We start from the raw sequence: 25,276 nt of genomic DNA on the forward strand, positions 1-25,276 counted from the left end.
TGCCGGAGTTTCTTCGCATCAGGTGACAGCGGAGAGACAGCATGAGTGTTCAGGCAAGGATGGCCGCGGCCGGGACGGCGGCGCCGAACGGGGACCCGGGCTTCCTCGCCTCCTATCTCGAGACGCTCGCCCTCGTGGAGCGTCTGCACCGCCTGCTGCTCGACGTGGTCAAGGACGAGTTCGAACGCCTCGGCGTGATCGACATCAATTCGGTCCAGGCGCTGCTGCTCTTCAACATCGGCGACAACGAGGTGACGGCGGGCGAACTGAAGACGCGCGGCTACTACCAGGGCTCGAACGTCTCCTACAATCTCAAGAAGCTCGTCGAATACGGCTACATGCATCACCAGAAATGCGGCGTCGACCGGCGCGCGGTCCGGGTGCGGCTGACCGAGAAGGGCCGGGCGATCCGCGAGATCATCGCCCAGCTCTTCCAGCGCCACGCCGACGGGATCCTGAGCCGCGACGTGCTGGGCGGCGCGCGCCTGCCGGAGATGAACACGAGCCTGAGGCGGATGGAACGCTACTGGAGCGATCAGATCCGCTACATCTACTGAGCCGCGCGGGCCGCGCGGCGTTCCGCGCGGCGGAGGCGGCGCGCCGCCCCGGCGGGAAGCGCGCCTTTTCTGCCACCCTTCCGGACGCGCTTGTGCGCGACGCTGCCCAAGCGCCTAGAAAGATGGTATCTATTTGAAAAAAGAAGGCGAGCCGCGGGCATTGATTCGCAATCGTCGAGCAGGCGGAAGAGTGTGATTTCGGGGTCTTGAGGCGGATCCATGACGACGACGATGAAGGACCCCGTCGAAGGGGTGCCCGAGGGTTTCGATTACCCGGTGGGCGATCTGCTCAGAGGCGAGCGGGTGACGCTCGGCCGCTCGCTGCTCGATGTGCAGCGCGATCTCCGCGTCAAGGCCGCCCATATCGCCGCGATCGAGGAGATGGATCTCGACGCCTTCGCGAACCGCGGCGTGATCCCGGGCTATGTCCGCTCCTACGCGCGCTATCTCGGCCTCGAACCGGAACAGGTCTACCGCCTCTTCTGCGCCCAGCTCGGCTTTTCCGCGGCGACCTTCGGCGCGGTCCCGAAGGCCGGCCGCGCCGGCAAGGCCCCGGTGATCGGCGCCTTCCGCCCGGACTTCCCGCTGGCGCCGCGGCGGGGCGCGGGGTTCGCGCTTCCGCTTCCGCCGCTCTCGGCCATCGGCTCGGTGCTCGCGCTCGCCGCGCTCGTCGGCGGGCTCGGCTACGGCGGCTGGACCGTGGTGCGCAACATCCAGCGCGTGCAGTTCGCGCCGGTCGAGGAATCGCCGGTCGCGGTCGCGGAGGTCGATGATCTCGCCGCGCCGGCCGCGAGCGCGGGGGCGGAACCCGATCCCGGCGATCTCGCGCGCCCCGTGACCGCGACCGCGCTCGCCGATCTCTACCGCGACCAGGAGGCCTCGGTGCCGATCCTGACACCGCGCGACGGGCCGATCGCCGCGATCGATCCCGAGAGCCGCGGCCCGGTGCCCGAACGGGCCGGGCCGCCCGTGCTCGATACCGTCGCCGCGATGGCGCCCGCGGCGGTCCCCGCCGGGATCGCCGCCGCCGAACCGGGCGACACCGCCGCGCTCATCGCCGCCGCCGTCGCGGCCAATGTCGCGGGCTCGGGAGCGGCGGCGACGCCAGCCGTCGCCGGACCAGGCGAGAAGCTCACCATCGTCGCCGAACGCGCCGCCTGGATCCGCGTCTATCTCGCAAGCGGCACGATCGTCTTCGAGCGGATCCTGGAGAAGGGCGAGTCCTATTCCCCGCCCGAGGGGCTGACGGATCCGAAGATCTGGGCCGGCAATTCGGGATCGGTCTATGTGCGCGTCGGCGACACGCTGCGGGGCCCCCTCGGCAGCGGAACCCGCGCCGCGCGCGACGTGCCGCTGGTCGCCTCCGCGCTCACGGAACTCTATCCGGTCGTCGAGCAGGTGCCCGAGGTGGTTTCCCAGAGCCTCGACACGGATACCGCCCTCGTGCCGACGGTCGCGATCCAGTGAGGCGCGGCCCCGGCGGGGCCGGGGTGACTTCCGGCCGCCGTCGGCCTATGTTCCGGACCGGATCACGGACCCGGACCCCATGACGCAGAATCACATCCGCCCCTGGCGCAATATCGAGCGGCGCCAATCGCGCCGCATCCATGTCGGACCCGTTCCGGTCGGCGGCGGCGCGCCGATCAGCGTGCAGACGATGACCAACACGCTGACCCACGACGTCAAGGCGACCGTCGAGCAGGTGCTGCGCTGCGCCGAGGCGGGCGCGGACATCGTCCGCGTCTCGGTGCCGGACGAGGACTCCTCCCGCGCGCTCCGCGAGATCGTGCGCGAGAGCCCGGTGCCGATCGTCGCCGACATCCATTTCCACTACCGCCGCGGTATCGAGGCCGCCGAGGCGGGCGCCGCCTGCCTCCGGATCAACCCCGGCAACATCGGCAGCCCCGAGCGCGTGCGCGAGGTGATCAAGGCCGCGCGCGACCACGGCTGCTCGATGCGGATCGGCGTGAACGCCGGCAGCCTCGAGCGGCATCTGCTCGAGAAATACGGCGAACCCTGTCCGGAGGCGATGATCGAGAGCGGGCTCGACCATATCCGGATCCTCGAGGACAACGACTTCCACGAATTCAAGATCAGCGTGAAGGCCTCGGACGTCTTCCTCGCCGCCGCCGCCTATCAGGGCCTCGCGGAGGCGACCGACGCGCCGATCCATCTCGGCATCACCGAGGCGGGCGGGCTCATGTCGGGCACGGTCAAATCCGCGATCGGGCTCGGCAACCTCCTCTGGATGGGGATCGGCGACACGCTCCGCGTCTCGCTCTCGGCCGATCCGGTCGAGGAGGTGAAGGTCGGGTTCGAGATCCTGAAGTCGCTCGGCCTGCGGCATCGCGGCGTCAACATCATCTCCTGCCCCTCCTGCGCGCGGCAGGGGTTCGACGTGATCAAGACGGTGGAAGTGCTTGAAAAGCGGCTCGAACACATCAAGACGCCGATGTCGCTCTCGATCATCGGCTGCGTGGTGAACGGCCCCGGCGAGGCCCTGATGACCGACCTCGGCTTCACCGGCGGTGGCGCGGGTTCGGGCATGGTCTACATGGCGGGCCGTCAGCACCACAAGCTCGGCAACGAGGGCATGGTCGATCACATCGTCGAACTCGTCGAGAAGCGCGCCGCCGAGATCGAGGCCGAACGCGCCGCCGAGGCCGAGGCGGCGGGGCAGGCGGCGGAATAATCTGCCCTACTCTTTCAGGGTGATGAGGCGCATTCCTCACGCGACGCCGTAGGGCGGACCTCGGTCCGCCACCCCCTCCCGCGCCCGTTTCCCCTTGCGCATTCCCCCGGTCTCGCGCAGGACGCGCCGGACAGGACCGATGTGACATGATCCCGCTCGACAAACTCGACCAGATCCGCGCCCGCTTCGAATTTCTCGAGGCCAAGCTCGCCGAGGGGGCCGCGCCGGCGGAACTCGCGCCGCTCTCGCGCGAATACGCGGCGCTCCGGCCGGTGGTGGCCGGGATCGAGGCCTATCGGGGCCTGCTCGCGGACCGCGAGGAGGCGGAGCGGATGCTCGCCGATCCCGAGATGAAGGCGCTGGCCGAGGAGGAACTCGCGCGGATCCGGGCGGCGCTCCCCGAGGCCGAGCATGCGATGCGCCTCGCGCTGCTGCCGCGCGACGCGGCCGACGACCGTTCCGCGATCCTCGAGATCCGCGCCGGCACCGGCGGCGACGAGGCCGCGCTCTTCGCCTCCGATCTCGCCCGCATGTACCAGCGCCTCGCGGAGGCGCGCGGCTGGCGCTTCGACGTGGTGGAGGAGACGCCGACCGAGCTCGGCGGAGTCAGGGAGCTCGTGGCCGAGGTCTCGGGCCCCGGCGTCTTCTCGCAGCTGAAGTTCGAATCCGGCGTCCACCGCGTGCAGCGCGTGCCGGTGACCGAGAGCGGCGGGCGCATCCACACCTCCGCCGCCACCGTCGCCGTGCTGCCGGAGGCGGAGGAGGTCGACATCGACATTCCGGCCGCGGACATCCGGATCGACACGATGCGCGCCTCCGGCGCCGGCGGCCAGCATGTGAACACGACCGATTCCGCCGTGCGGATCACCCACCTGCCCACCGGCATCGTGGTGACGAGCTCGGAGAAGTCGCAGCATCAGAACCGCGCGCGGGCGATGCAGGTGCTGCGCGCGCGCCTCTACGACCTGGAGCGCCAGAAGCTCGACGCGGCCCGCGCCGCGAGCCGGCGCGGCCAGGTCGGCTCCGGCGACCGGTCGGAGCGGATCCGGACCTACAACTTCCCGCAGGGGCGGCTGACCGACCACCGGATCGGCCTCACGCTCTACAAGCTTGACCAGGTGATGCAGGGCGACCTCGACGAGGTGATCGCCGCGCTGATCGCCGCCGACCAGGCGAGCCGCCTCGCCGAGCTCGACGCGTGAGCGGGGCGCGGGCGCTTCTGGCCGGGGCGGTCGCGCGGCTCGCGGCCGCGGGCGTCGCCGATCCCGCGCGCGACGCGCGCCTCCTGCTCGCCGAGGCGCTCGGTGTCGCCTCCGACCGGCTGACGCTGGTGCTGGGCGATCCCGTGCCCGCGGCGGCGGCGGATCGCTTCGACGCGCTCCTCGCGGAACGGGCGCTGCGCCGGCCGGTCTCCCAGATCCTCGGCCGCCGCGCCTTCTGGGGCCGCGAGTTCCGCGTGACCCGCGACGTGCTCGACCCCCGGCCGGAGACCGAGACGCTGATCGCGCGCGCGCTCGAAGGGCGGCCGGGGCGGCATCTGCTCGATCTCGGCGCCGGATCGGGGATCCTGCTCGTCACGCTGCTCGCCGAATGGCGTGACGCGACCGGGATCGGCACCGATCTCAGCGAGGCGGCGCTCCGGGTCGCGCGCGAGAACGCGGCGCGCCACGGCGTCGCCGAGCGCGCCGCCTTCCACCGGACCGACTGGGCCGCGGGAATTTCGGGCCCCTTCGATGTAATCGTCTCGAACCCGCCCTATATACCGGAGGCGGATGTCTCCGCCCTCGCGCCCGAGGTCCGGGAGTGGGAGCCGCGCGCGGCGCTCAGCGCCGGGCCGAGCGGGCTCGAGGCCTATGAACGGATCGCGGCCGACCTGCCGCGGCTGCTCGCGCCCGAAGGAAGGGCGCTGCTCGAATTCGGCGCGGGGCAGGGAGCGGCGATCGCCGCGCTCTTCCGCGCCCGGGGCTTCCGCGATCTGGGCTTCGCCCGCGATCTCGACGGCAGGGAGCGGGTGCTGACGATCGGGTAGAAGCGGAAATCGGGCATTTCCGCTTGTCATTTGGAAACGCGCCCGTATAGACTGGCCAGGATCCCGTCGACTGTGTGTGTCGGACTAGCCTCCCGGAACCGCGGCGGGGATTTGGTGACATGATGACCAATCGGTGTCCGGCGTTCGCCGCTTCGCGCGGTGTCGCGCGGAGCCCGTAGAGAAGCCGAAAATGGCGGAATTCCAGAGCATGAGATCTTCGAACAAGTCGCGATCCAGGAACAAGCCTGGAAACAATGGCCAGAACAACCAGCGCCGCCCGATGGGCAACATCGTGAACCGCGTCTTCGAAAGCGCGGGACCCGACGGCAAGGTGCGCGGGACGCCGCAGCAGATCATCGACAAGTATCAGGCGCTGGCGCGTGACGCGCAGGTGTCGGGCGACCGCGTCGTGGCCGAGAACTACCTGCAGCATTCCGAGCACTATTCCCGCCTCCTCGGCGAGGCGCAGCGCCAGCAGAACGAGCAGCGCTACGGCCAGGATCGCGACGAGGGATCGCAGCAGCGCGGCGAGGACCAGGGGTCCGAACGCGCGCAGCAGGCCTCGGGCGGCGAGGGCGGTGGCGAGCGCCAGCAGCGCGACCAGCGCCAGGGCGATCAGCGCCAGGGCGGCGGGCAGCCCCCGCGGCAGCCGCGCCCGGTGTCGGGCTTCGGCCTGCAGACGTTCGAGCCGGAAGAGGCGGAGTTCGGGCCGATCCCGACCCCCGAGAACGGCGACCCGCAGCCGCGTCTGAGCGCGCCGGCGGCCGACTACCAGCAGCCCGAGGGCATCGGCGGCGATCCGCGCGACGCCTCGCCGTCCCGCGCCGGACAGGGCGCGCCCTCCGCCGAGACGGGCCAGGGGGAGGAGGCGAAGCCCGCTCCCGCCGCCGAGGCGCCGGCCCGGCCGGAACCCGCCGCGGAGCCCGAACCGGTCGCCCCGGCCGAGGCCGCCGCGCCCGCGGACGCGGCGCCGGCCGGACAGCCGGCCGCGGAACCCGCGGCCGAGGCCGCGCCGGCGAAGCGGCCCCGCACCCGGCGCAAGCCGAAGGCGGAAGGCGAGGAGAAGCCGAGCCGGAAGTCGAAGGCCGCCGCCGAGGCCGAGACCCCCGCCCCCTCGGACGACGCGCCCGAGGCGCAGCCCGCCGAGCAGATGTAGCCGCGGGCCACGGTCGCGGAATCGAGACGCCGCCGGAGCGATCCGGCGGCGTTTCCCGTTCCGGCGTCAGCGTCCGGCGTCAGCGTCCGGCGGCGGCGACGGCGCGCGCCAGCGCGCAGAAGGCTTCGAGCGATACCTGCTCGGCGCGTTCGGTCGGCGGGATGCCCACCGAAAGCAGCAGATCCTCCACATCGGGCCCGAGCGGCTTCAGGCTCGCGCGCAGCATCTTGCGCCGCTGCCCGAAGGCGAGCGCCACGACGCGGCTGAGCGTCGCCGCGTCGGCCGGGAACCGCGGCTCTTCGAGCCGCGCGAGATGCACCACCGCGCTCGTGACCTTCGGCGGCGGCGTGAAGGCGCGCGGCGGCAGGTCGAAGGTGATCCGGGGCACCGTCCGCCACTGCGCGAGGATCGAGAGCCGCCCGTAGGCTTTCGATCCCGGCGCCGCGACGATGCGCTCGGCCACCTCGCGCTGGAACATGAGCGTGAGGCTCTGCCAGAACGGCGGCCAGACCGCGGGCGTCAGCCAGCGCACCAGAAGCTCGGTCCCGACGTTGTAGGGAAGGTTGGCGACGATCCGGACCGGCGGCGTCAGATGCGCGCCCGGATCGATCGCGAGCGCGTCGCCCGCGAGCACGGTGAGCCGGCCGGGGCAGGCGGCGGCGATCTCCGCGAGCGCGGGCAGGCAGCGCGGATCGCGCTCCACCGCCACGACGTGGCGCGCCCCCTCCGCGAGCAGCGCGCGGGTGAGCCCGCCCGGCCCCGGCCCGATCTCGAGCACGTCGCAGGCCGGGAGATCGCCCGCCTGGCGCGCGATCTTGCCGGTGAGGTTCAGGTCGAGCAGGAAGTTCTGCCCCAGCGCCTTGCGCGCCGAGAGCCCGTGCGCGGCGATCACCTCGCGCAGCGGCGGCAGCGCGTCGAGCCCGCCGGTCATGCCGCGCGCGCCCGCGCCAGCCCCATCTCGCGCGCGAGGCGGAGCGCGGCGATCAGGCTCGACGGATTGGCGCGGTTCTGGCCTGCGATGTCGTAGGCGGTGCCGTGGTCGGGCGAGCTCCGGACGAAATCGAGGCCGAGCGTCACATTCACGCCCCCGTCGAAATCGAGCGTCTTCAGGGGGATCAGCGCCTGGTCGTGATACATGCAGACCGCCACGTCGTAATTCGCCCGCGCCGCGGCGTGAAAGAGCGTGTCGGCCGAGCGTGGCCCGGACAGATCCATTCCCTCGGCGCGGAGCCGGTCGAGCACCGGGGTGATCAGCGCGATCTCCTCGCGGCCCATCGCCCCGCCCTCGCCCGCGTGGGGGTTGAGCCCGGCGACGGCGATCCGGGGGCGCGCGACGCCGAAATCGCGCCGCAGCCCGTCCCAGGTCACCCGCAGCGTCCGCTCCAGCAGATCGGCGGTCAGCGCGCGCGGCACCTCGGCGATCGGGATGTGGATCGTCACCGGCACGACGCGGAGCGCGGGCGCGGCCAGCATCATCACCGGCAGCGGCGCGCCGCAGAGGCTCGCGAGAAACTCGGTATGGCCGGGGAAGGCGAAGCCCGCGCCGTCCTGGAGCGCCTTCTTGTTGATCGGATTGGTGCAGACCGCGAGCGCGGCGCCGGATCGGGCGAGCGCGACGGCGCGGGCGATGATCTCGACCACCGCCGGGGCGTTCGCGGGATCGGGCCGGCCCGGCGGGGTCGGGCGCGGCATCGGATGGGGCAGCACCGGCAGCCCCTCGGCCATCCGCGCGCCCGCCTCGGCGGGATCCGCGATCGGGCGGACCGGCACGCCGAGGCCGCGGCCGACCTCGGTCATGTGGTCGGCGTCGCCGAGCACGAAGAAGGCGACCTCGCCCGCGAGGCGGGTCCAGGCCTTGAGCGCGATCTCGGGTCCGATCCCGGCCGGATCGCCCTGCGTCAGTGCGATCGGGGGGATCATCGCCGGGAGATCAGCGCGTCGCTGAGCAGTTCCTGCAGGAAGCCCTGGCCGAAGCTGTTGATCCGGTCGGAGAAGAGCTTCTGGCGCACGGCGTCGCGCACCTCCGGATCCTTCGGATCGGGCGGCGGCCCCGGCGGCGCGTCATGGACGGAGATGAGCTTGATGAGCGCGAGCCCGCCCGCCACCGGCGTCGGCCGGGTGACCTGGCCGGGGCGCATCAGCGCCACCTGGTTGCGGACGGCGGGCGGCACCTGGTCGATCTCCATCGCCGGCAGCCTTCCGCCCTCGGGCGCGGTCGCCGAGCGGCTGTATTCCCGCGCGGCGGCGCCGAAATCCCCGCCGCGGGAGAGCTGGCGGTAGAGCCGGTCGGCGAGGGCGAGGGTTTCCGGCTCGCCCCGCTCGGCGAAGGGAATGGCGAGCTCCGCGAGCGTCACCATCTCCTTCGGCTGCCGCGCCTGGAGCGCCAGCGCCTGGTCGATCTCCTCCTCGCTCGGGGAGGCGCGCGAGCGGAAGCGCTGCACCAGAACCTCGCGCCACATCAGCCCGGATTCGACGAAGTCGTTCATCGTCTGCCGGTCGATCTGGCGCGCGTCGAGAACCTGGGTCACGTCCTCGGGCTTCAGCCCGCGCTGGCGCGCGAATTCGTCGAGGCCGTTGTCGATCGCGCCCTCGCGAAGCTCGATCCCCATCGCCTTCGCGGCCTGCACCTTGACGCGGTCCTCGGTCAGCTGCTCGATCGCGAGCTTCCGCAGATCCCCGGTCGCGCCGAGCGCGTCGAGCAGGCGCATGCGCTGCTCGATGTCGTAATTGGTGATGACGCCCTCGTTGACCGTCAGCGCGGGCGCGTAGGGATTGTCCGCGGCCCGCGCCCCCCCGCTGAGGCCCAGCCCGGCGCCGATCAGCATCGCCGCGAATATCGTCCCTTTGAACCGCACGTCACCCTCCCGGGGTCATTCAACTCGGCTGCGCGGCGCAGACGCGCGCCGCCGGCCAATCGCCTTCGCTCCCCCCTCCGAGTCCGGCGAGCCGCACGCTGAAGCCGATCGAGGTGGAGGGCGGCACATTAGTGGATGACGTGTAGCGGCGCGAGACCGAAAGGTCGAACTGCGCGCAGTCGTTGCCATAGATGACGCCGCCGCCCGCGCGCAGGTTGTCGCGCGCGGTCACGTCGTAGCGCCAGAGCCCGCGCACCTCCCAGTTCGGCAGCACGCGGTAGCGCGCGTCGATCCCGAATTCGTTCGTCTCCGGCTGCGGGCCGTAATAGGGATTGTCGCTCTCGGCGAGAAAGACGTAGGAGGCGCGGACCCCCGCGGTCGCGCCGACATAGGCCATGGTGAATTCGTTGCGGCTGAAGGTCAGGTCGGTGTCGAACAGCGCCCGGTCCACGAGGCTCAGCGCCTCGCCGATGTCGAGCCGGAGCGCCGCGACCACGTCGGACCATTTCCCGGCGAGCCCGGTGCTCTCGTAGAATTCGTCGTCCGGCTCGGCGCGGATCACCTGGCCGACCGTCGCGCCGAGCGACCAGCCCGCGGGGTCGTAGCGGGTATAGCCGATGCCGAGGTTCGCGCGGAGCCCGGTCTCGACCCGGTCCTCGCCGGGGAAGCGGTCGATCGAGAAGAGGTTGGTCGTGTCGAATTCGACGAGGGTCGAGTCGTTGTTGGGCACGTCCGACTCGCCGATCGTGTCGGAATAGATCACCTGCGCGATCGGCTCGATCACATGGCTCACCACGCCCGCCGGCGTCGCGACCGCGCGCGCGAAGGGCCAGCGCAGCTCGACATTGACGTTGGGCTCGGCCCGGACGACGGCGGAATCGGGCAGCGTCGGGTCGTCCCAGACCCGGTAGACGTCGAAATCGCCGAGCGCGCCCGCGCTCGCGAGGATCCCCCATGGCAGGGTCCAGCCCCGGCGCCAGTCGACGTCTCCGCCGAGGCGGAGCGTGTCCTGCCCGTCCGCGCGCAGGATCCCGAGCCCCTGCGCCTCGAGCGCGAGCTGGCCGCCGAGGCCGCGCGGCGCGAGGAGCTCGCGATAGACGAAATCGAGCGGCACGATCGGCAGCGTCGTGCTCGCCTGATCCTCGCGCAGGCTCTGGAAGGCGACGGAGCCGAGCTCGAAATAGTCGCTCGTCCGCGTGCGCGTGATCCGCGCGTAACTCGTGAGCAGGTCGGCGTCGGAATAGTCGAACTGCTGCAGGAAGGCGTCGTCGCTCGCCACCGCGAGGTTGAAATCGGTGGTGAAGCCGGCGCCGAGCCCGAAGTCGGGCAGCGCGAAGGCCCCGGTCGCGAAGGCGGCGCCGCGGCCGAACTCGCCGTCCAGCCCGTCGTCGAGCGCGAAGACGCCGTTGAAGTCGAACCCGCCGCTGTCGAAGCGCCGCCGGTACTCCCCCTCGAGAAGCTTCGCGCCCGTGGTGGTCAGGAACGGCGTCAGCGTCGCGTCCGACGTGGGGCCGAGCACCCGGAAATAGGGCACCTTCACGCCGAAACCGTAGATGTTGGAATGCTGCGCCATCGGCACCAGCACCCCGCTCGCGCGGTTGACGCCGGGATCGGGCACGCTCATCCGGGGCAGCCAGGCGACCGGCCAGCCGAGGAGCTGCAGCGTCGCATTCTCGAAATAGATCCGCTGGGCCACCTCGTCGCGCGTGACGCGCGAGGCGCGGATCGACCAGGTCGGCGTGTGGCTCCCGGCGCAGATCTCGCAGGAACTCGCCACCGTGCGGTAGAGCGTCGTGAACCGCCCCTCGCTGCGGCGCGCCTCGGCCGCGGCGATCTGGAGCTTCTCGCCGATCAGGACCTGCGCGCTCTCGATCAGCCCGTCCCTGAGATCGGGGGTCAGCGCCGCCCCGCCCGCGAGCAGCACGCCGGTCGCGGGATCGGTGAGCGAGATCGGACCCGTCGCCTCGATCCGGTCCGCCGCCTGGTCATAGGTGATCGCCCGCGCCCGGAGCACCCGGCCCTGATAGAGCACCTCGACATCGCCGGTCGCGGTCAGCCGCCTGGTCTCGCGGTCGTAGCTGACGCTGTCGGCGATCAGCGTCGCGGGCAGGTCGTCCGGCGCGCCCCCGTCCGACGCCCTCCCGTCCTGCGCCCCCGCTCCGGAGGCGCCGAGCCCGAGCAGCGTCAGCGCCAGCGCAAAGATTGATCCGCCTCGCCTCACGCGCCGTCCCCGCTGCCTCGCCGCCTGCTTAGCCATCTTCGAGGTGCAACAGCAAGCCCAGCGACAGCAGGATCGCCGCGATCGGGGGCGTCCAGGCGGCGGCGAGGATCGGGATCTGCCCGTCCGCGCCGAGCGATTCCGCGAAGTTCTTCAGGAAGTAGAGCGCGAAGCCCGCGAGCACGGCGAGCAGGATCATGATCCCCGTCTGTCCGAACCGCGCCGGCCTGAGCGCGAAGGCCGCCCCGATCAGCACCATCGCCGCGAAGAGCGCGGGTTTCGCGAGTTCGCTCTGCAGGAAGAGCCGGTGGCGCAGCCCCGAGAAACCCGATTCCTCCATCGTCGCGATGAAGGTGCCGAGATGCCAGAATCCCACCACCTCCGGCGGCGAGAAACTGTCGAGGATCTGCGCCGAGGTCAGCGTGGAGGGCAGCACGATCCGCTCCCCCGTCACCACCCGGTCGAAGCGGCCGTCGGCGTCCTTGTCCCAGCGCGTCGCCTGTTCGAGCACCCATTGCCCGGGGACGAGCCGCGCGGCGAGCGCGTCGATGCGCGAATAGATCGTGCCCTCGCCGTCGAACCGGTACATCCGGACCCGGCTCAGGATCGTGCCGTCCGCGTTGGTGCGCGCCGCCTGGATCACCGTCTGGCCGCCCGGCTCGTCCGCCTGGCGCAGCCAGACGCCATCGGCGGAGAAGGAGATCTGGCTGCCGCCGCCGGCCCGGAAATCGTCCTCGAGCACGAGGCCGCGCTTGATCGTCGCGGCGACGAAGGGATTGACCGCCGCGACGAAGACGATGCCGATCACCACGGCCGCGGCGATCGGCACCCGGATCAGGCGCAGCGCCGAGATCCCGGCGGCGCGCATCACGACGAGCTCGCTCGTCCGCGCGAGGCCGAGGAAGGTCAGCAGGCTGCCGAGCATCAGCACCAGCGGGAACACCTGGTAGAGCGTCTCCGGCGCCTCGAGCAGCGTGATCCGCATCACGTCGCCGGCCGAGGCGCCCGCGTCGGTGAAGCGGCGCAGGTTCTCGACCGCGCCGAAGAGCAGGATCAGGATCGCGATGATCAGGAAGACCGCGAGGATCGCGCGCAGGAAGCGGCGAAGGACGTAGCGCCAGAGCGTCATGCCGGCGCCTCCGCCCGGCGCGAGCGGCGCCGCGGCCGCGACAGCCGCCGCGTCAGGATCGCGACATAGGCGAAGCCGAGCAGGATCGGCAGATACATGAGCGGCCAGGCCATCGGCCGCTCCTGCACCTGCGAGCGCGTCGCGAAGGTCAGGATCTGCAGGATCAGCGCCACGCCGACCGCGACGATCACCCGCCGGCCGAACCCGCTGCGCCGGTAGCCGCCCGCGAGGATGGTGACGAGCGCGATCAGCGGATAGATCACCGCGAGGATCGGCAGGGTGAGCTTGTAATGCCCTTCCGCGACGAAATCGCCGGCGCTGTAGCGCCCGGAGGCGAGCATCTCCGCGCTCGGCCGGAGCAGGTCGAGCACCCAGTATTCGGAAGGCCGCGGGATCCGCGTGCTCTGCTCCCTCAGCAGGTCGCTGAGGTCGAAGACGAACTGGTCGAATTTCACGGTGTTGATCTGCTGGCTGCGCGCGTCGAGCGTGATCGCGACCCCGTCGCGCATCACGAGCCGCGCCTCCATCCCCTCGCGCACGAGGATCGCGTGCTCGGCGGAATAGGTCACGGGCCGGGCGAATTCGCGCTGGTCGTTGAGGAAGATCCCCGCCATCTCGCCCTGCCGGCTGGTGTCGGAGATGAAGAGGGTGATGCCCGGCATCGGATGGATGAACTGCCGCTCGACGATCAGCGCCTGCGCGAGGTCGGAGCGGATCGCCTGGGTGCGGTCGGCGAGCGCGGTCCCGGCGGCGGGCACGAGGAAGAGCAGCACGGCGGCCATCGCCGCGCCCATGATCGCGCCGAAGATCGCCACCGGCCGGATGAGGCCGAGCGGGCCGAGCCCCGCGGCCATCATCACCACGAGCTCGCTCTCGCCATAGAGCCGGTTGATCGCATAGAGCGCCGCCCCGATCGCCGAGAGCGGCAGCACGATCACGAGCACCTGCGGCATCACCAGCGCCGAGAAGGTGAGAAAGATCGCCGCGCCCTGGCCGCTCGCGATCACCGTGTCGATCAGCCGGACCGCCTGGGTGAGCCAGACGACGCCGGTGAAGACGAGCACGAAGAATCCGAGCGCCCCGAGGAGTTGGGCCAGGATATAGCTGTCCAGTCGCTTCAAGGGATCCTCGTTCCCGGCGCGCGGCCCTCGGCTGGTCAAGCCCGGGGAAAGCCGCTAGTCCTTGCGTTTCGAGACCGCAGCTTACGGAGACCGCCGTGACCACGCCACTGCAAACCGCTTTCGTCGATGTCGATCAGGCCGATATCGCGAAGATCGACGGCCGGATGGTCATATTCGCCGACGAGACCGGAACGCTTCCGCCGCTCGCGCGCAAGGTGGACCGGCTCGCGAAGGGCGCGGTCTCCCGGCTGATCGCCGGCGCGGCCTTCGGCAAGGCCAAGACCGGCTCGGCCCATGCGCTGGCCTTCCCGGCCGGGCTCGCGGCCGAATCCCTGCTGGTGGTGAAACTGCCGAAAAAGGCCACGCAGGCCGAGGCGCGCGTCGCCGGCGCCGCGATCGCCGCCTTCAACGCCTCCGTTCCGCTGCATGTGCTCGCCGGGCCGCTCGCGACCGCGCCCGAGATCGCGCTCGGCCTCGGGCTGCGCGCCTATGCCTTCGACACGTACCGCAAGGTCGAGGAGGACGCGCCGGCGCCGAACGGCGCGGTCACCTTCCACGTCAAGGATCCCGCCGCCGTCGAGGCCGCCTTCGCGCCCTATGCCGCGCAGATCGCGGGCGTGTTCTTCACCCGCGACCTGACCTGGGAACCGGCGAACGTGCTCACCACCACCGAATTCGCGAACCGGCTGACCGAACTGCGCGAGCTCGGCGTCGAGGTCGAGGTCCTGGAGGAGCCGGAGCTCGAGGAACTCGGCATGCGCACGCTGCTCGCGGTCGGGCAGGGGTCGGAGAGCCCGACCAAGGTCGTCGTCATGCAGTGGAAGGGCGGCGAGGACGAGGCGCCCTTCGCCCTCGTCGGCAAGGGCGTCGTCTTCGACACCGGCGGCATCTCGATCAAGCCCTCCGCCGGCATGGAGGAGATGACGATGGACATGGGCGGCGCGGGCGTCGTCTCCGGCGTGATGAAGACGCTCGCGACGCGCAAGGCGAAGGCCAATGTCGTGGGCCTCGTCGGCCTCGTCGAGAACATGCCCGACGGCAAGGCGACCCGGCCCGGGGACGTCGTGAAGTCGATGAAGGGCGACACGATCGAGATCATCAATACCGACGCCGAGGGCCGGCTCGTGCTCGCCGACGTGCTCTGGTACGCGCAGCAGCGCTTCAAGCCGACCGGCGTCATCAACCTCGCGACGCTGACCGGGGCGATCATCATCGCGCTCGGCCACGAGAAGGCGGGCGTGTTCTCGAACGACGACGCCTTCGCCGGCGCCTTCCTCGCCGCCGCCGGGGTCGAGGGCGAGGGGGCCTGGCGCATGCCGCTCGCCCCCGGCTACGACAAGGCGCTGAAGAGCCGGATCGCCGACATCGCCAACGTGGGCGGCCGCCCCGCCGGCGCCGTCACCGCCGCGCAGTTCCTGCAGCGCTTCATCGTGCCGGGCACGCCCTGGGCGCATCTCGACATCGCGGGCGTGGCCTATGTGAACAAGGAGACCGACTTCGCGCCGAAGGGCTCGACCGGCTGGGGCGTGCGCGCGCTCGACCGGCTGATCCGGGACCGCTACGAGCACTGAGCGATGGCGGAGGCGCTGTTCTACCACCTGACGCATTCGTCGCTGGAACAGAGCCTGCCGGACCTGCTCGAGAAGACGCTGGCGCGCGGCTGGCGCGCGCTGGTGCGCTGCGGGTCCGAGGCCGGGCTCGCCGCGCTCGACGAGCGGCTCTGGACCTGGCGCGACGACGCCTTCCTGCCGCATGGCACCGCGCGAAGCCCGCACGCGGCGCTCCAACCGGTCTATCTGACGCTCGGCGCGGAGAATCCGAACCGGGCCGACGTGCTGATGCTCGTCGACGGCGCGCGCGCCGGCGCGGCGGAGATCGCGGGCTTCACCCGCGCCTGCCTGATCTTCGACGGCGCCGACCCCGCCGCCGTCGAGGCCGCCCGGCGCGACTGGCGCGCGGTCCGCGAGGCGGGGATCCCGGCGAAGTACTGGGCGCAGGAAAAGGGCCGCTGGACCCAGAAGGCGACGACCTGACGCCGCGGATAAGCATATGCATATTCACCGGCGGGCCGCCGAAGCGCGCGGATATGCATATGCTTATTCGCCCCTCAGGGAACGAGCCGCATCCGGTCGCCCTCGATCTCGATCTTCGAGAAGCGGTCGAGGAAATCCATGCCGAGCAGCGAGATCCCGAGCCCGCCGGCGCTGACATTCGCCTTCACGTTCGAGACCCCGGTTTCGCCAAGGCTGATCCGGCGCAGCCGGACCGGGGCGAGCCGGGCGAGGCCGTTCGCGGTCTGCGCGCGCGCGAGATAGTCGAGCCCCGCCACGTCGATCCCCGCCGCCTCCGCGTCTGGCCGCGAGAGCACGATCCGCGTCGCGCCGGTGTCGATCATGAAGGTCACCGGCGCGCCATTGACCTTCAGCGCGGCGTAGAAATGCCCGTCGGCCTGCCGGCGAAGCTCGATCGCGCCGCCTTCGAACCGGGTCGTGGCCGGGAAGAGGTTGTCGCGCAGCGTCTCGCGCTGGGAATAGGCGAGGATCGCCATCAGGAAGATCATCGCCCAGAGCAGCATGTCGCGCAGCCCCCTGAGGCTGGCGCGGCCGCCGAGGCCGAAGACGCCGAGCAGGAAGAGCAGCAGCAGTCCGAGATAGATCGCGCGGGCGATCTCGTCGCCGCTCATGACGGCGGGGCGGGCATCACGCCGAGCGTGTGGAGCCCTTCGAGCACGAACTGGACGGCGAGCGCCGCGAGCAGGATGCCGAAGAGCCGGGTGACGACGACGACGCCGTTGTGGCCGAGCGCGCGCGCGATCAGGCCGCCGGCGCGGAAGAAGGCGTAGGTGAGGACGAGCACGGCGATCATGACGCCGAGCAGCGCCGCGGTGCCGAGCAGATCGCCCTGTTCCCGTCCGCCGAGCAGGATCATCGTCGCGAGCGCGCCGGGTCCGGCGATGAGCGGGGTCGCGAGCGGGAAGACCGAAGGATCGGGCGCGTCGTCCTCGGGGGCGGCGGGCGGGCGGGGATTGTCGGCGGTCGCCTCGGCCACGTGCTTCTCGCGCCGCTCGCTGCGCTTCTCGAAGAGCATGTCGACGGCGATCAGGAACAGGAGCAGCCCGCCCGAGATCCGGAAGGCGGGCAGGCCGATGCCGATCGCGGAGAGGATCGGCTTGCCCGCCACGCCGAAGACCGCGAGCAGGCCGAAGGCCACGAGCGTGGCGCGAAGCCCGACCGCGTCGCGCCTCTCCGGCGCCATGCCGCGGGTGAGCGAGACGAAGACGGGGGCGAGGCCGATCGGATCGATGACGACGAAGAGCGTGACGAAGGTCGTGACCAGCTGCTCCGTCGTCATCAGGCGTTCTCCCCCGCTGCCTCCAGCCTTTCGAGCGCGTCGAGCCAGAGCGCCTCGGCCCGTTCGAGCCCTTCGAGCACCTCGGCCCGCTTCTTCTGAAGCTGGGCCATCTCGCCCGCGTCGCTGCGCGCATAGAGGATCGGATTGGCGAGACGGCTGTCAATCTTCTCGCGCATCTCCTCGAGCTTTTTCACCCGCTCCTCGCATTTCGCCACCTCGGCGCGAAGCGGCGCGTTCGCGGCCCTCCGGTTCGGCGCGCGCGGCTTCTCCTCCTTCTTCTCCTCCCGCCTCACGCTCGCGCCGCCGCGTTCGGAGAGAAGGAGCCGGCGATAGGCTTCCATGTCGTCCTCGAACGGGCGGACCCGGCCGTCCTTGACGAGCCAGAGCCGGTCGGCGACGAGTTCGACCAGATGGGGATCGTGGCTCACGAGGATCACCGCGCCGCCGTATTCGGTCAGCGCCTGCACCAGCGCCTCGCGGCTCTCGATGTCGAGGTGGTTCGTCGGCTCGTCGAGGATGATCATGTGCGGCGCGTCGATCGTGGCGATCAGGAGCGAGAGCCGCGCCTTCTGCCCGCCCGAGAGCCGCCCGACCTCGGTCGTCGCGATGTCGGGGCCGATCCCGCCCGCGGCGAGCCGGGCGCGCTGCTTCGCCGGCGGCTCCTCGGGGCGGAGCGCGGCGATGTGCTGGAGCGGCGTCTCGTCGAGGTTGAGCTCATCGACCTGATGCTGGGCGAAATAGCCGACGCGGAGTTTCGAGGAGGCGTACTTGCGCCCGCGCATCGGCTTCAGACGGTCGGCCAGCAGCTTGGAAAGCGTGGATTTTCCCTGCCCGTTGGCGCCGAGGAGCGCGATCCGGTCGTCCTGGTCGATCCGGAGGTCGAGCCCCGCGAGCACCGCGCGCTCGCCATAGCCGATCGCGACGTCCTCGAGCCGGATGATCGGGGGCGAGAGTTCCTCCGGCGTCGGGAAGTTGAAGCCGGTCACATTGTCCTCGACCACCGCGGCGATCGGCTTCATCCGTTCGAGCGCCTTCATCCGGCTCTGCGCCTGGCGCGCCTTCGAGGCCTTGGCGCGGAAGCGGTCGACGAAGGACTGCATGTGCGCGCGCGCCGCGTCCTGCTTCTTCTTCTCCGCCGCCTGCTGTTCCAGCCGGGCGCGGCGGGTGTCGTCGAACGTGTCGTAATTACCCTGGTAGAGCGTGAGCTTGCGCCGGTGCAGATGCAGGATCGCGCCGACCGAGCGGTTGAGCAGGTCGCGGTCGTGGCTGATCACCAGCACGGTATGCGGATAGGTCTTGAGGAAGGTTTCGAGCCAGATCGCGCCTTCGAGGTCGAGATAGTTCGTCGGCTCGTCGAGGAGCAGCACGTCGGGCCGGGAGAAGAGCACGGCGGCGAGCGCCACGCGCATCCGCCAGCCGCCGGAGAAATCGGCGCAGGGCCGGGCCTGCGCCTCGCCGTCGAAGCCGAGGCCGCTCAGGATCGAGGCGGCGCGCGCCTCGGCCGAATGCGCGTCGATGTCGGTCAGCCGCGCGTGGATCTCGCCGATGCGCGCCGGGTCGGTCGCGGTGGCCGCCTCGGCGAGCAGGCCCGCGCGTTCGGTATCGGCCATCAGCACGGTGTCGACGAGGCTGTCGCGCGTCGCCGGCGCCTCCTGCGCCACGCCGCCGATGCGGGCGCGGCGCGGCACCTCGATCTCGCCGCCGTCGAGCGACAGCTCGCCCCGGATCAGCTTGAAAAGCGTGGTCTTTCCGGTACCGTTACGGCCGACGAATCCCACCTTGTGCCCGGCCGGGATCAGGGCCGAGGTGTCGTCGAAGAGCTTCTTGCCTTCGAGCGTGAAGGAAATGTTCTTGAGCGCGAGCATCGGGCTGATTTGGCCCGCGCGCCCGATCTTGTCAACCGAGCGCCGCGCGGGTCGGACATGCGCGGATTGAAACGATTCCGCCCGCGCCCGTTTTCGCTTCCACCAAAACCGCGCGCGTGCTAACTGGCGCGTCGATAAAATGAGGGAAGCTCATGGCTCTTCAACGGACCTTTTCGATCATCAAGCCGGACGCCACCCGGCGCAACCTGACCGGCGCGATCAATGCGAAGCTGGAAGCGGCGGGGCTGCGCATCATTGCGCAGAAGCGCATCCATCTGACGCTGGCGCAGGCGCAGACCTTCTACGGCGTCCACAAGGACCGCCCGTTCTTCGGCGAGCTGACCGAATTCATGAGCTCGGGCCCGATCGTCGCCCAGGTTCTGGAGGCGGAGGACGCCGTCCTGAAGAACCGCGAGGTCATGGGCGCGACCAACCCCGCCGACGCGGCGCCGGGCACGATCCGCAAGGAATTCGCCCTCTCGATCGGCGAGAACTCGATCCACGGCTCCGACGGTCCCGAGACCGCGGCGCAGGAGATCGCCTACTTCTTCTCCGGCCTCGAACTGGTCGGCTGACGGGCGATCCGTTCCGTCACCGGATGGCAACACCGGGCGCCGAGGCGTCCGGTGTTCTCGTTTCCGGGGGTCAGTCCATCCCCGGCATCGGGTTCTGGTTCATCATCTGGCGCAGCGCCCGGCTGCCCGGCTCCACATTGCCCGGCATCGCACCCTGATGCGACCGCTCCTCGCGCGCGGTGTTCCCCTGCTGGGTTCCCTGGTTCGCGGGGGAGCCGGAGCCCGCGCCCATCCCCGTGCCCGTCCCGGTGCCCGCGCCCAGTCCGGTGCCCATCCCGGTGCCGGTGCCCATCCCCGTGCCGGCGCCCATCCCCGTGCCGGCGCCCAGACCCGTGCCGGCCGGCGCGGTGCCGGCGCGGCCCTGGACGTCGAAGACCACCTGGACGGGGCCGGCCTTCTCGAAGACCAGTGTGGCATCGAACTTGTCGCCGATCAGGAAGGGCTCGGAGAGGCCCATGAACATCACGTGCATGCCGCGCGGGCGCAGCGTCACGGTCTCGTCGGGCTTGATCTCCAGGCCGTCGACATCGGTCATCTTCGCGACGCCCCCCGCGTCGGTCACCGTGTCGTGCAGCATCGCATGCGGATCGGATTCGATCCGGAGCAGCTTGTCGGCCTCGGTCCCGGAATTGGTGACGCTGAAATAGCCGGCGGCGGTCTTGGCCGTTTTCGGCGTGGCGATGATGTAGGGATGGACGACCGTCAGCGTGCCGGCGGTGAAATCCTCCGCCAGCGCGGGCAGGGCTGTGGTGGCGGCGGTGGCGAGCGCCACCAGCAGAAGCTTCGCCTTCATGGTCCTTGGTCCTTTGCTTGCCCGAGCGGCTCGGGCCTTCTTCCGGTTGTGCTTGCCCGCGTGAGGCCCGACGGCGGCCGGGCGCGTGCCGGGATCAATGATTCCAGCGGTTCCATCGTTCCGGCAAGCGCGGATTAGACCAGGCCGCCCGCGGACGCCGCCCTTCGCGCGCGGCGGGCGCGCGCGATCGGGCGACGGGGCGAGGCCGGGCAGGCGGTGGAGCGGCGCGGTCATGCCGCGCTGATAGCCCAAGCGCGCCCGCGGGTGAAGCGCCGTCTCAGCCGGGGGCGTCGCCCGCGGCGAGGATCGCGAGCTTCCGCCGGTCCCCGGCGACGAAGCGGCGCAGCACGGCGGGGTAGAGTTGGTGCTCGACCGGCAGCAGCCGGCCGGCGAGCGTCTCAGGCGTGTCGTCCGGCAGGACCGGGATCACCGCCTGGCCGAGGATCGGCCCGGCGTCGAGCTCGGGCGTGACCTCGTGCACGGTGCAGCCATGCACGGCCATCCCGGCCTCGAGCGCGCGGGCATGGGTGTGGAGCCCGGTGAAGAGCGGCAGGATCGAGGGGTGGATGTTCAGCATCCGCCCGCGCCAGCTCTCGATGAAGCCGGTCGTGAGCACGCGCATGAAGCCCGCGAGGCAGATGAGCTCGGCGCCCGACTCGCGGATCGGCTTCGCCATCTCGGCCTCGAAGGCGGCGCGGTCGCCCCGGAAGGGGCGGTGGTCCACCGCCGCCGTCGGAACGCCGAGGGCCGCGGCGTGTTCGAGCCCCTTCGCGGCCGGGTCGTTCGAGAGGACGAGCACCGGCTCGGCCGGATGGCCGGGATCCCCGAGCATGGAGCGCGTCAGCGCGACCATGTTGGAGCCGCCGCCGGAGATGAGGATCGCGACCCGGGTCTTGCGCATCGGGGCGGCTTCCGCTCAGAGCGCGCCGGCGTAGCGCACGCCCGCGCCCTCGGCGAGGGTGCCGACGCGGGTGACGGTCTCGCCCGCCCCGGCGAGCGCGGCGGTCACCGCCTCGGCGCGGTCGGGCGCGACGACGACGATGAGCCCGACGCCGCAGTTGAAGGTCTTGAGCATCTCCGGCTCGGAGATCGCGGCGGTGTCGCGGAGCCAGCCGAAGACGGGGGGCGGCGTCCAGGCGTCGAGGTCGATCTCCGCGCCGATCCCCTCGGGCAGGACGCGGGGCAGGTTCTCGGTGAGGCCGCCGCCGGTGATATGGGCGAGCGCGTGGACGCCGCCGGCGCGGATCGCGGCGAGCGCGGGCTTCACGTAGATCCGGGTCGGCGCGAGCAGCGCCTCGGCGAGCGTGCCGGGGCCGAAGGGGCAGGGCGCGTCCCAGGCGAGGCCCGCGCGTTCCACCACCCGGCGCACGAGGCTGTAGCCGTTGGAATGCACGCCAGAGGAGGCGAGGCCGAGCAGCACGTCGCCCGGGGCGACACCGCTGGGCAGGCTCGCCTCGCGCGACATCGCGCCGACCGCGAATCCCGCCAGGTCGAAATCCTTCTCCGCGTACATGCCGGGCATCTCGGCGGTCTCGCCGCCGACGAGCGCGGCGCCGGCCTGGACGCAGCCCTCGGCGATGCCCTCGATCACGGTCGCGGCCTCGGCGGGGTCGAGCTTGCCGGTGGCGAAATAGTCGAGGAAGAACAGCGGTTCGGCGCCCTGGCAGACCAGATCGTTCACGCACATCGCGACGAGGTCGATCCCGACCGTGCCGAGCGCGCCGCTCTCGATCGCGACGCGGAGCTTGGTGCCCACGCCATCGGTCGCGGCGACGAGGATCGGATCGTCGTAGCCGGCGGCCTTGAGGTCGAAGAGCGCGCCGAAACCGCCGAGCCCGGCCATCACCCCGGCGCGGCCGGTCCGCTTCGCCGCCGGCTTGATCCGCTCGACGAGCGCGTTGCCCGCGTCGATGTCCACGCCGGCGTCGGCATAGGTCAGCCCCTTCGGCCCTTCGCTCACGTCGCTCTCCCCCGTTTCGCGCGTCGGGCTCGCTCTACCGCGGTTCGGGGCGGATGAAAACCGGTCCTCAACCGGCGCGGCGCGGGCGGGATCGGCGTGGCGCCGTCGTGGAAGCGGGTCGGATGGATGCCGCGCGGCTCCGACGCGATGGTGTAGTCGCCAGAGCGCGGCACAGCCCGTCTCGGCCAGGGCCTCGCGCGGGAAGCGGTCATGCGCGGCCTTGAGTTCCCGCGGGGCGGACGAGGTCGGGCCGGATGGCCGCGAGCCCGTCGAGCAGGTTTTCCAGGCGCCGCGCGAGGCCGTTGACGTTGAAGGTCGCGATCCGCGTCAGGCCCGCGCGGCGGCGAAGGCGGCGGTTCGCGCGGCCACGGTCGCGAGGTGATCGGCGGCGGTGAGGCCGGAGACCGATTTGCGCGGCCTCAGGTCATGGTCGCCATCCTCGAGCCAGACGAGTTCGATCCGCTCCGACAGGCGATAGCCCGCCACCTCGGCCCGCGTGCCGAAGGGATCGCGCGTGCCCTGGAAAATGAGGGCGGGGGTCGCGAGATGTTCGAGATGCGCGGTCCGCCTCTGCTCGGGCTTCGCCGGCGGATGGAACGGATAGCCGAGGCAGACGAGCCCGGCGACGCGGCCTTCGGCGCGGAGCTCGTCCGCGATCATGCTGGCGACGCGCCCGCCCATCGACTTGCCGCCGATCAGGACCGGCCCCTCGGCCGCGAGATCCGCGACCGCGGCGCGGTATTCGGGGATGACCTTTTCCGCGCGGGGCGGGGGCTTGCGGCCGGTGCCCCGGCGCCGGCTGGCCATGTAGTCGAATTCGAACCGGGCGACGCGCAGCCCCGCGCCCGCGAGCGCGGCGGCCAGCGCCGTCATCGCGGGCGAGTCCATCGCCGCCCCCGCGCCATGGGCGAGCAGGAGCGTGGGCGCGCCGGGCGGTCCGTCGAGGAGGAAATCCGGCATCAGCCCGCCGCGCCCCCGCGCGCGCCGAGGAAGGCGATGCCGCGCGCCGCGCGCCGCGCCCATTCGGAACTGGAGTCGAGCTCGAGATAGCGTTCCCACCAGGTCCGGGCGGCGGCGAACTCGCCCGCGTCGAATTCGAGCGAGGCGAGGTTGTAGACCGCGTCGGCGTAGCCCGGATCGATCGCGATGGCGCGTGCGAGATAGTCGCGCGCCCGCGCCACCCGGCCGCGCGCGGACATGAGCCCGGCGAGGTTGAACCAGGCCTCGACGAAATCCGGGTCGATCGAGAGGGCGCGGAGCAGCGCCTGCTCGGCCTCCCGCGGGCGCCCGGCCGCGCGCAGGCAGTTCGCGCGGTTGAAGGCCGCGTCGCTGTCGGAGGGATCGGCGGCGAGGCAGCGGGCGTAGAGCGCGGCGGCGGCGGCGTGGTCGCCCGCCGCCTCCCGCGCCTCCGCCTCGGCGAAGAGCGCGTCGGCCTCGGGACCCGGCCCGTCGAGGCCGAGCAGGAGCTGGCCGTCGATTTCGCTCAGCCCGGTCCCGTGACGGAGGTAGATCGCACGGTCGGGGCCGAGTTCCAGCGACTTCGCAGTGAGCGAGACCGCCGGCCCGTGCCGGTGGACCGAGCGCGCGATCATGGCCCAGTCGGCGCCGCCGGCGATCAGCCCGGCGTATTTGCGCGCGAGGATCACGTCGCGGAAGGCATAGGGCTCCGCCTCGGCCGCGAAGGCGTCGAAGAGCGAGAGCAGGTCGAGGTCGCGTCCGGCGAGGCCGGAGCGGGCGAGGATCTCGGCGCGGGTGATCGCGCGCTCCTGCTCCGGCGCGACATCGGCGACGAGGCGCAGGAAGCCGTTCTCGCCGAGGCACCGCCGGTCGCCGGCGCGCGCGACCTCAGCCGCGATCTCGTCGGGGCCGAGGCGGCGGAGCAGGGAGCGGCCGAAGACCACGACGCGGGCGCGCCGGACGATGCCCCGGTGCAGCGTGCCGCCGCGCGCGGCGAGCGCGCGGGAGGCGAGGCGGCGGGGCAGCGACTCGAGCGCGCCGACGAGGCCGAGCGCGAGCGGCTCCGGCCCGCCCGCTCCGGCGCCGCTCACGATTTCGCCTTGGCCTTCGTCGCGGCGGCGCGGGGCGAGGCGCGGGAGTTCCGCCCGCCCGCCGCCGCCCGGCGCGGCTTCGCCGGCGCGGCCTCTTCCTCCGCCGCGGCCGGTTTCGCCTTGGCCCGGCTCTTCGCCGGGGGCTTGGCCTGCGACAGGCTCGCCTTCAGCGCGTCCATCAGGTTCACCACGTTGCCCCGCTCCGGCGCGGCGGCGACGATGGGCTTGTGACCCTTCAGCTTCTCCCTGATCATCGCCATCAGCGCCTGCTCGTAGCGGTCGGGATAGTCGGCCGGGTCGAATTTCGTCGTCTTTTGCGCGATCAGCGCCTCGGCGAGCCCAAGCATCTCCGGATCGGGCTTCTGGTCGGGGATCGCGTCGAAATAGGCCGAGGTCGCGCGCACCTCGGTCGGGTTGCGCAGCGTCTGGACGAACATGCCCTTCTCGCGCGCGCCGATCGTCACCACGCGCTCCCGGCTCGAGAGCACGAGCCGGGCGATGGCGAGTTTGCCCGCGTCGCGCAGCGCCTCGCGCAGCACGATGAAGGTCTCCTCGGCCATCGCGCCGTCGGGGGCGAGGTAATAGGGCGTGTCCTCCCAGATCGGATCGACCTCGGCGGCGTCGACGAAGGCCTCGATGTTCATCGTGTGGTTCGACTCGATCTGGACGGCTTCGAGGTCGGCGTCCTCGATGATCACGTATTTCCTGTCCTCGTATTCGTAGCCCCGCACCAGGTCGGAACGTTCGACGAGGCCGAGTTCCGGATCGACCGGCTTGACGTTGATCCGGTTGTGCGTGTCCTTGTGCAGCTGGTTGAAGCTCACGCGGTTCGCCGTCGTGGTCGCGGGGTAGAGCCGGACCGGACAGCTGACGAGACTGAGCTTCAGGTATCCCTTCCATGTGGCTCTGGGTGCCATGCGCCTCTCC

24 protein-coding genes are annotated in these 25,276 nt (G+C 71.5%); 9 read left to right on the top strand and 15 right to left on the bottom strand.

Features of this window, described 5'->3' with window-relative positions; translation table 11 throughout:
• The first annotated feature begins 41 nt into the window (after positions 1 to 41).
• The 6 genes from FJM51_RS02690 to FJM51_RS02715 all read left to right on the top strand — a co-directional run bounded on the left by FJM51_RS02690 (position 42) and on the right by FJM51_RS02715 (position 6,434).
• Entirely contained in the window at positions 42 to 557 is a 516-nt protein-coding gene (locus FJM51_RS02690; RefSeq protein ID WP_140452574.1) for a MarR family winged helix-turn-helix transcriptional regulator, read from the top strand.
• 219 nt (positions 558 to 776) lie between these two features.
• Positions 777 to 2,024, top strand: a complete 1,248-nt coding sequence (locus FJM51_RS02695) for a helix-turn-helix domain-containing protein (RefSeq protein WP_140452575.1) — start codon at positions 777 to 779, stop codon at positions 2,022 to 2,024.
• 79 nt (positions 2,025 to 2,103) lie between these two features.
• Entirely contained in the window at positions 2,104 to 3,249 is a 1,146-nt protein-coding gene (gene ispG, locus FJM51_RS02700) for a flavodoxin-dependent (E)-4-hydroxy-3-methylbut-2-enyl-diphosphate synthase (RefSeq protein ID WP_140452576.1), read from the top strand.
• 146 nt (positions 3,250 to 3,395) lie between these two features.
• The gene (gene prfA, locus FJM51_RS02705) at positions 3,396 to 4,451 is read left to right on the top strand and encodes a peptide chain release factor 1 (RefSeq protein ID WP_140452577.1); all 1,056 of its coding nucleotides are present in this window, start codon (positions 3,396 to 3,398) and stop codon (positions 4,449 to 4,451) included.
• A complete protein-coding gene (gene prmC / locus FJM51_RS02710) occupies positions 4,448 to 5,278 on the top strand; it encodes a peptide chain release factor N(5)-glutamine methyltransferase (protein ID WP_140452578.1) in 831 nt (276 codons plus the stop codon). The genes prfA and prmC overlap by 4 nt, the downstream gene beginning before the upstream one ends.
• A 190-nt stretch (positions 5,279 to 5,468) precedes the next feature.
• Positions 5,469 to 6,434 carry a DUF4167 domain-containing protein gene (locus tag FJM51_RS02715; RefSeq protein ID WP_233712952.1) on the top strand — a complete coding sequence of 322 codons (966 nt, stop codon included), beginning with the start codon at positions 5,469 to 5,471 and terminating at the stop codon, positions 6,432 to 6,434.
• Between the two features lie 79 nt (positions 6,435 to 6,513).
• Here the strand turns inward: FJM51_RS02715 and rsmA are convergent, their stop codons facing one another.
• Genes rsmA through FJM51_RS02745 form a run of 6 tightly spaced genes read right to left on the bottom strand, consistent with a single transcriptional unit; the run spans position 6,514 to position 13,757 of the window.
• Positions 6,514 to 7,365, bottom strand: coding sequence for a 16S rRNA (adenine(1518)-N(6)/adenine(1519)-N(6))-dimethyltransferase RsmA (rsmA, locus tag FJM51_RS02720; RefSeq protein ID WP_140452580.1), 852 nt, complete (start codon positions 7,363 to 7,365; stop codon positions 6,514 to 6,516).
• Positions 7,362 to 8,354: a 4-hydroxythreonine-4-phosphate dehydrogenase PdxA gene (gene pdxA, locus FJM51_RS02725; RefSeq protein ID WP_140452581.1), complete on the bottom strand. Its 993-nt coding sequence runs from the start codon at positions 8,352 to 8,354 to the stop codon at positions 7,362 to 7,364. The genes rsmA and pdxA overlap by 4 nt, the downstream gene beginning before the upstream one ends.
• Complete coding sequence (locus tag FJM51_RS02730) at positions 8,351 to 9,289, bottom strand: peptidylprolyl isomerase (RefSeq protein WP_140452582.1); 939 nt, start codon at positions 9,287 to 9,289, stop codon at positions 8,351 to 8,353. Before FJM51_RS02730 ends, pdxA begins: the two co-directional genes overlap by 4 nt.
• Before the next feature lie 19 nt (positions 9,290 to 9,308).
• Positions 9,309 to 11,510, bottom strand: a complete 2,202-nt coding sequence (locus FJM51_RS02735) for an LPS-assembly protein LptD (protein ID WP_181164421.1) — start codon at positions 11,508 to 11,510, stop codon at positions 9,309 to 9,311.
• Positions 11,511 to 11,538: 28 nt separating this feature from the next.
• On the bottom strand, positions 11,539 to 12,636 hold the full coding sequence (gene lptG, locus FJM51_RS02740) for an LPS export ABC transporter permease LptG (protein WP_140452584.1): 1,098 nt from the start codon (positions 12,634 to 12,636) through the stop codon (positions 11,539 to 11,541).
• A complete protein-coding gene (locus FJM51_RS02745; RefSeq protein WP_181164422.1) occupies positions 12,633 to 13,757 on the bottom strand; it encodes an LptF/LptG family permease in 1,125 nt (374 codons plus the stop codon). Before FJM51_RS02745 ends, lptG begins: the two co-directional genes overlap by 4 nt.
• A gap of 95 nt (positions 13,758 to 13,852) precedes the next feature.
• Between FJM51_RS02745 and FJM51_RS02750 the strand changes: the two genes are divergently transcribed.
• Together FJM51_RS02750 and FJM51_RS02755 are read left to right on the top strand one after the other, a co-directional pair.
• On the top strand, positions 13,853 to 15,328 hold the full coding sequence (locus FJM51_RS02750) for a leucyl aminopeptidase (protein ID WP_140452586.1): 1,476 nt from the start codon (positions 13,853 to 13,855) through the stop codon (positions 15,326 to 15,328).
• A gap of 3 nt (positions 15,329 to 15,331) precedes the next feature.
• Entirely contained in the window at positions 15,332 to 15,790 is a 459-nt protein-coding gene (locus FJM51_RS02755) for a DNA polymerase III subunit chi (protein WP_140452587.1), read from the top strand.
• 74 nt (positions 15,791 to 15,864) lie between these two features.
• On the opposite strand, the gene FJM51_RS02760 is transcribed toward FJM51_RS02755, so the two are convergent.
• Genes FJM51_RS02760 through FJM51_RS02770 form a run of 3 tightly spaced genes read right to left on the bottom strand, consistent with a single transcriptional unit; the run spans position 15,865 to position 18,973 of the window.
• Positions 15,865 to 16,440, bottom strand: coding sequence for a retropepsin-like aspartic protease family protein (locus tag FJM51_RS02760; RefSeq protein WP_140452588.1), 576 nt, complete (start codon positions 16,438 to 16,440; stop codon positions 15,865 to 15,867).
• Positions 16,437 to 17,108, bottom strand: a complete 672-nt coding sequence (locus FJM51_RS02765) for a MarC family protein (protein ID WP_140452589.1) — start codon at positions 17,106 to 17,108, stop codon at positions 16,437 to 16,439. Before FJM51_RS02765 ends, FJM51_RS02760 begins: the two co-directional genes overlap by 4 nt.
• Entirely contained in the window at positions 17,108 to 18,973 is a 1,866-nt protein-coding gene (locus FJM51_RS02770) for an ABC-F family ATP-binding cassette domain-containing protein (protein WP_140452590.1), read from the bottom strand. Before FJM51_RS02770 ends, FJM51_RS02765 begins: the two co-directional genes overlap by 1 nt.
• Before the next feature lie 152 nt (positions 18,974 to 19,125).
• On the opposite strand from FJM51_RS02770, the gene ndk reads away from it, so the two are divergent.
• A complete protein-coding gene (gene ndk / locus FJM51_RS02775; protein WP_140452591.1) occupies positions 19,126 to 19,548 on the top strand; it encodes a nucleoside-diphosphate kinase in 423 nt (140 codons plus the stop codon).
• A 70-nt stretch (positions 19,549 to 19,618) separates the two neighbouring features.
• Here ndk and FJM51_RS02780 read toward each other — a convergent pair whose 3' ends face one another.
• The 6 genes from FJM51_RS02780 to ku all read right to left on the bottom strand — a co-directional run bounded on the left by FJM51_RS02780 (position 19,619) and on the right by ku (position 25,266).
• Positions 19,619 to 20,341 carry a copper chaperone PCu(A)C gene (locus tag FJM51_RS02780; RefSeq protein ID WP_140452592.1) on the bottom strand — a complete coding sequence of 241 codons (723 nt, stop codon included), beginning with the start codon at positions 20,339 to 20,341 and terminating at the stop codon, positions 19,619 to 19,621.
• Between the two features lie 277 nt (positions 20,342 to 20,618).
• The gene (gene purN, locus FJM51_RS02785; protein WP_140452593.1) at positions 20,619 to 21,242 is read right to left on the bottom strand and encodes a phosphoribosylglycinamide formyltransferase; all 624 of its coding nucleotides are present in this window, start codon (positions 21,240 to 21,242) and stop codon (positions 20,619 to 20,621) included.
• A 15-nt stretch (positions 21,243 to 21,257) separates the two neighbouring features.
• Positions 21,258 to 22,301: a phosphoribosylformylglycinamidine cyclo-ligase gene (purM, locus tag FJM51_RS02790; RefSeq protein WP_140452594.1), complete on the bottom strand. Its 1,044-nt coding sequence runs from the start codon at positions 22,299 to 22,301 to the stop codon at positions 21,258 to 21,260.
• 327 nt (positions 22,302 to 22,628) lie between these two features.
• Positions 22,629 to 23,261 (bottom strand): alpha/beta family hydrolase, encoded by a 633-nt coding sequence (locus tag FJM51_RS02795; protein WP_210240196.1) that lies wholly within the window; start codon positions 23,259 to 23,261, stop codon positions 22,629 to 22,631.
• Positions 23,261 to 24,349 carry a tetratricopeptide repeat protein gene (locus tag FJM51_RS02800; protein ID WP_140452595.1) on the bottom strand — a complete coding sequence of 363 codons (1,089 nt, stop codon included), beginning with the start codon at positions 24,347 to 24,349 and terminating at the stop codon, positions 23,261 to 23,263. Before FJM51_RS02800 ends, FJM51_RS02795 begins: the two co-directional genes overlap by 1 nt.
• Positions 24,346 to 25,266, bottom strand: coding sequence for a non-homologous end joining protein Ku (gene ku, locus FJM51_RS02805; RefSeq protein WP_140452596.1), 921 nt, complete (start codon positions 25,264 to 25,266; stop codon positions 24,346 to 24,348). Before ku ends, FJM51_RS02800 begins: the two co-directional genes overlap by 4 nt.
• Between the last annotated feature and the right edge of the window lie 10 nt (positions 25,267 to 25,276).

This window comes from Amaricoccus solimangrovi, from assembly GCF_006385685.1.
GTDB classification, from domain to species: domain Bacteria; phylum Pseudomonadota; class Alphaproteobacteria; order Rhodobacterales; family Rhodobacteraceae; genus Amaricoccus; species Amaricoccus solimangrovi.

What these genes read in the sequence shown, in the direction of transcription:
- FJM51_RS02765 (WP_140452589.1), bottom strand. Translation starts at nt 17,108, where the DNA reads ATGACGACGGAGCAGCTGGTCACGACCTTCGTCACGCTCTTCGTCGTC.
- FJM51_RS02760 (WP_140452588.1), bottom strand. Translation starts at nt 16,440, where the DNA reads ATGAGCGGCGACGAGATCGCCCGCGCGATCTATCTCGGACTGCTGCTG.
- pdxA (WP_140452581.1), bottom strand. Translation starts at nt 8,354, where the DNA reads ATGATCCCCCCGATCGCACTGACGCAGGGCGATCCGGCCGGGATCGGA.
- ispG (WP_140452576.1), top strand. Translation starts at nt 2,104, where the DNA reads ATGACGCAGAATCACATCCGCCCCTGGCGCAATATCGAGCGGCGCCAA.
- FJM51_RS02695 (WP_140452575.1), top strand. Translation starts at nt 777, where the DNA reads ATGACGACGACGATGAAGGACCCCGTCGAAGGGGTGCCCGAGGGTTTC.
- purN (WP_140452593.1), bottom strand. Translation starts at nt 21,242, where the DNA reads ATGCGCAAGACCCGGGTCGCGATCCTCATCTCCGGCGGCGGCTCCAAC.
- FJM51_RS02770 (WP_140452590.1), bottom strand. Translation starts at nt 18,973, where the DNA reads ATGCTCGCGCTCAAGAACATTTCCTTCACGCTCGAAGGCAAGAAGCTC.
- FJM51_RS02780 (WP_140452592.1), bottom strand. Translation starts at nt 20,341, where the DNA reads ATGAAGGCGAAGCTTCTGCTGGTGGCGCTCGCCACCGCCGCCACCACA.
- FJM51_RS02690 (WP_140452574.1), top strand. Translation starts at nt 42, where the DNA reads ATGAGTGTTCAGGCAAGGATGGCCGCGGCCGGGACGGCGGCGCCGAAC.
- FJM51_RS02795 (WP_210240196.1), bottom strand. Translation starts at nt 23,261, where the DNA reads ATGCCGGATTTCCTCCTCGACGGACCGCCCGGCGCGCCCACGCTCCTG.
- FJM51_RS02715 (WP_233712952.1), top strand. Translation starts at nt 5,469, where the DNA reads ATGGCGGAATTCCAGAGCATGAGATCTTCGAACAAGTCGCGATCCAGG.
- rsmA (WP_140452580.1), bottom strand. Translation starts at nt 7,365, where the DNA reads ATGACCGGCGGGCTCGACGCGCTGCCGCCGCTGCGCGAGGTGATCGCC.
- ku (WP_140452596.1), bottom strand. Translation starts at nt 25,266, where the DNA reads ATGGCACCCAGAGCCACATGGAAGGGATACCTGAAGCTCAGTCTCGTC.
- lptG (WP_140452584.1), bottom strand. Translation starts at nt 12,636, where the DNA reads ATGACGCTCTGGCGCTACGTCCTTCGCCGCTTCCTGCGCGCGATCCTC.
- ndk (WP_140452591.1), top strand. Translation starts at nt 19,126, where the DNA reads ATGGCTCTTCAACGGACCTTTTCGATCATCAAGCCGGACGCCACCCGG.
- FJM51_RS02755 (WP_140452587.1), top strand. Translation starts at nt 15,332, where the DNA reads ATGGCGGAGGCGCTGTTCTACCACCTGACGCATTCGTCGCTGGAACAG.
- prfA (WP_140452577.1), top strand. Translation starts at nt 3,396, where the DNA reads ATGATCCCGCTCGACAAACTCGACCAGATCCGCGCCCGCTTCGAATTT.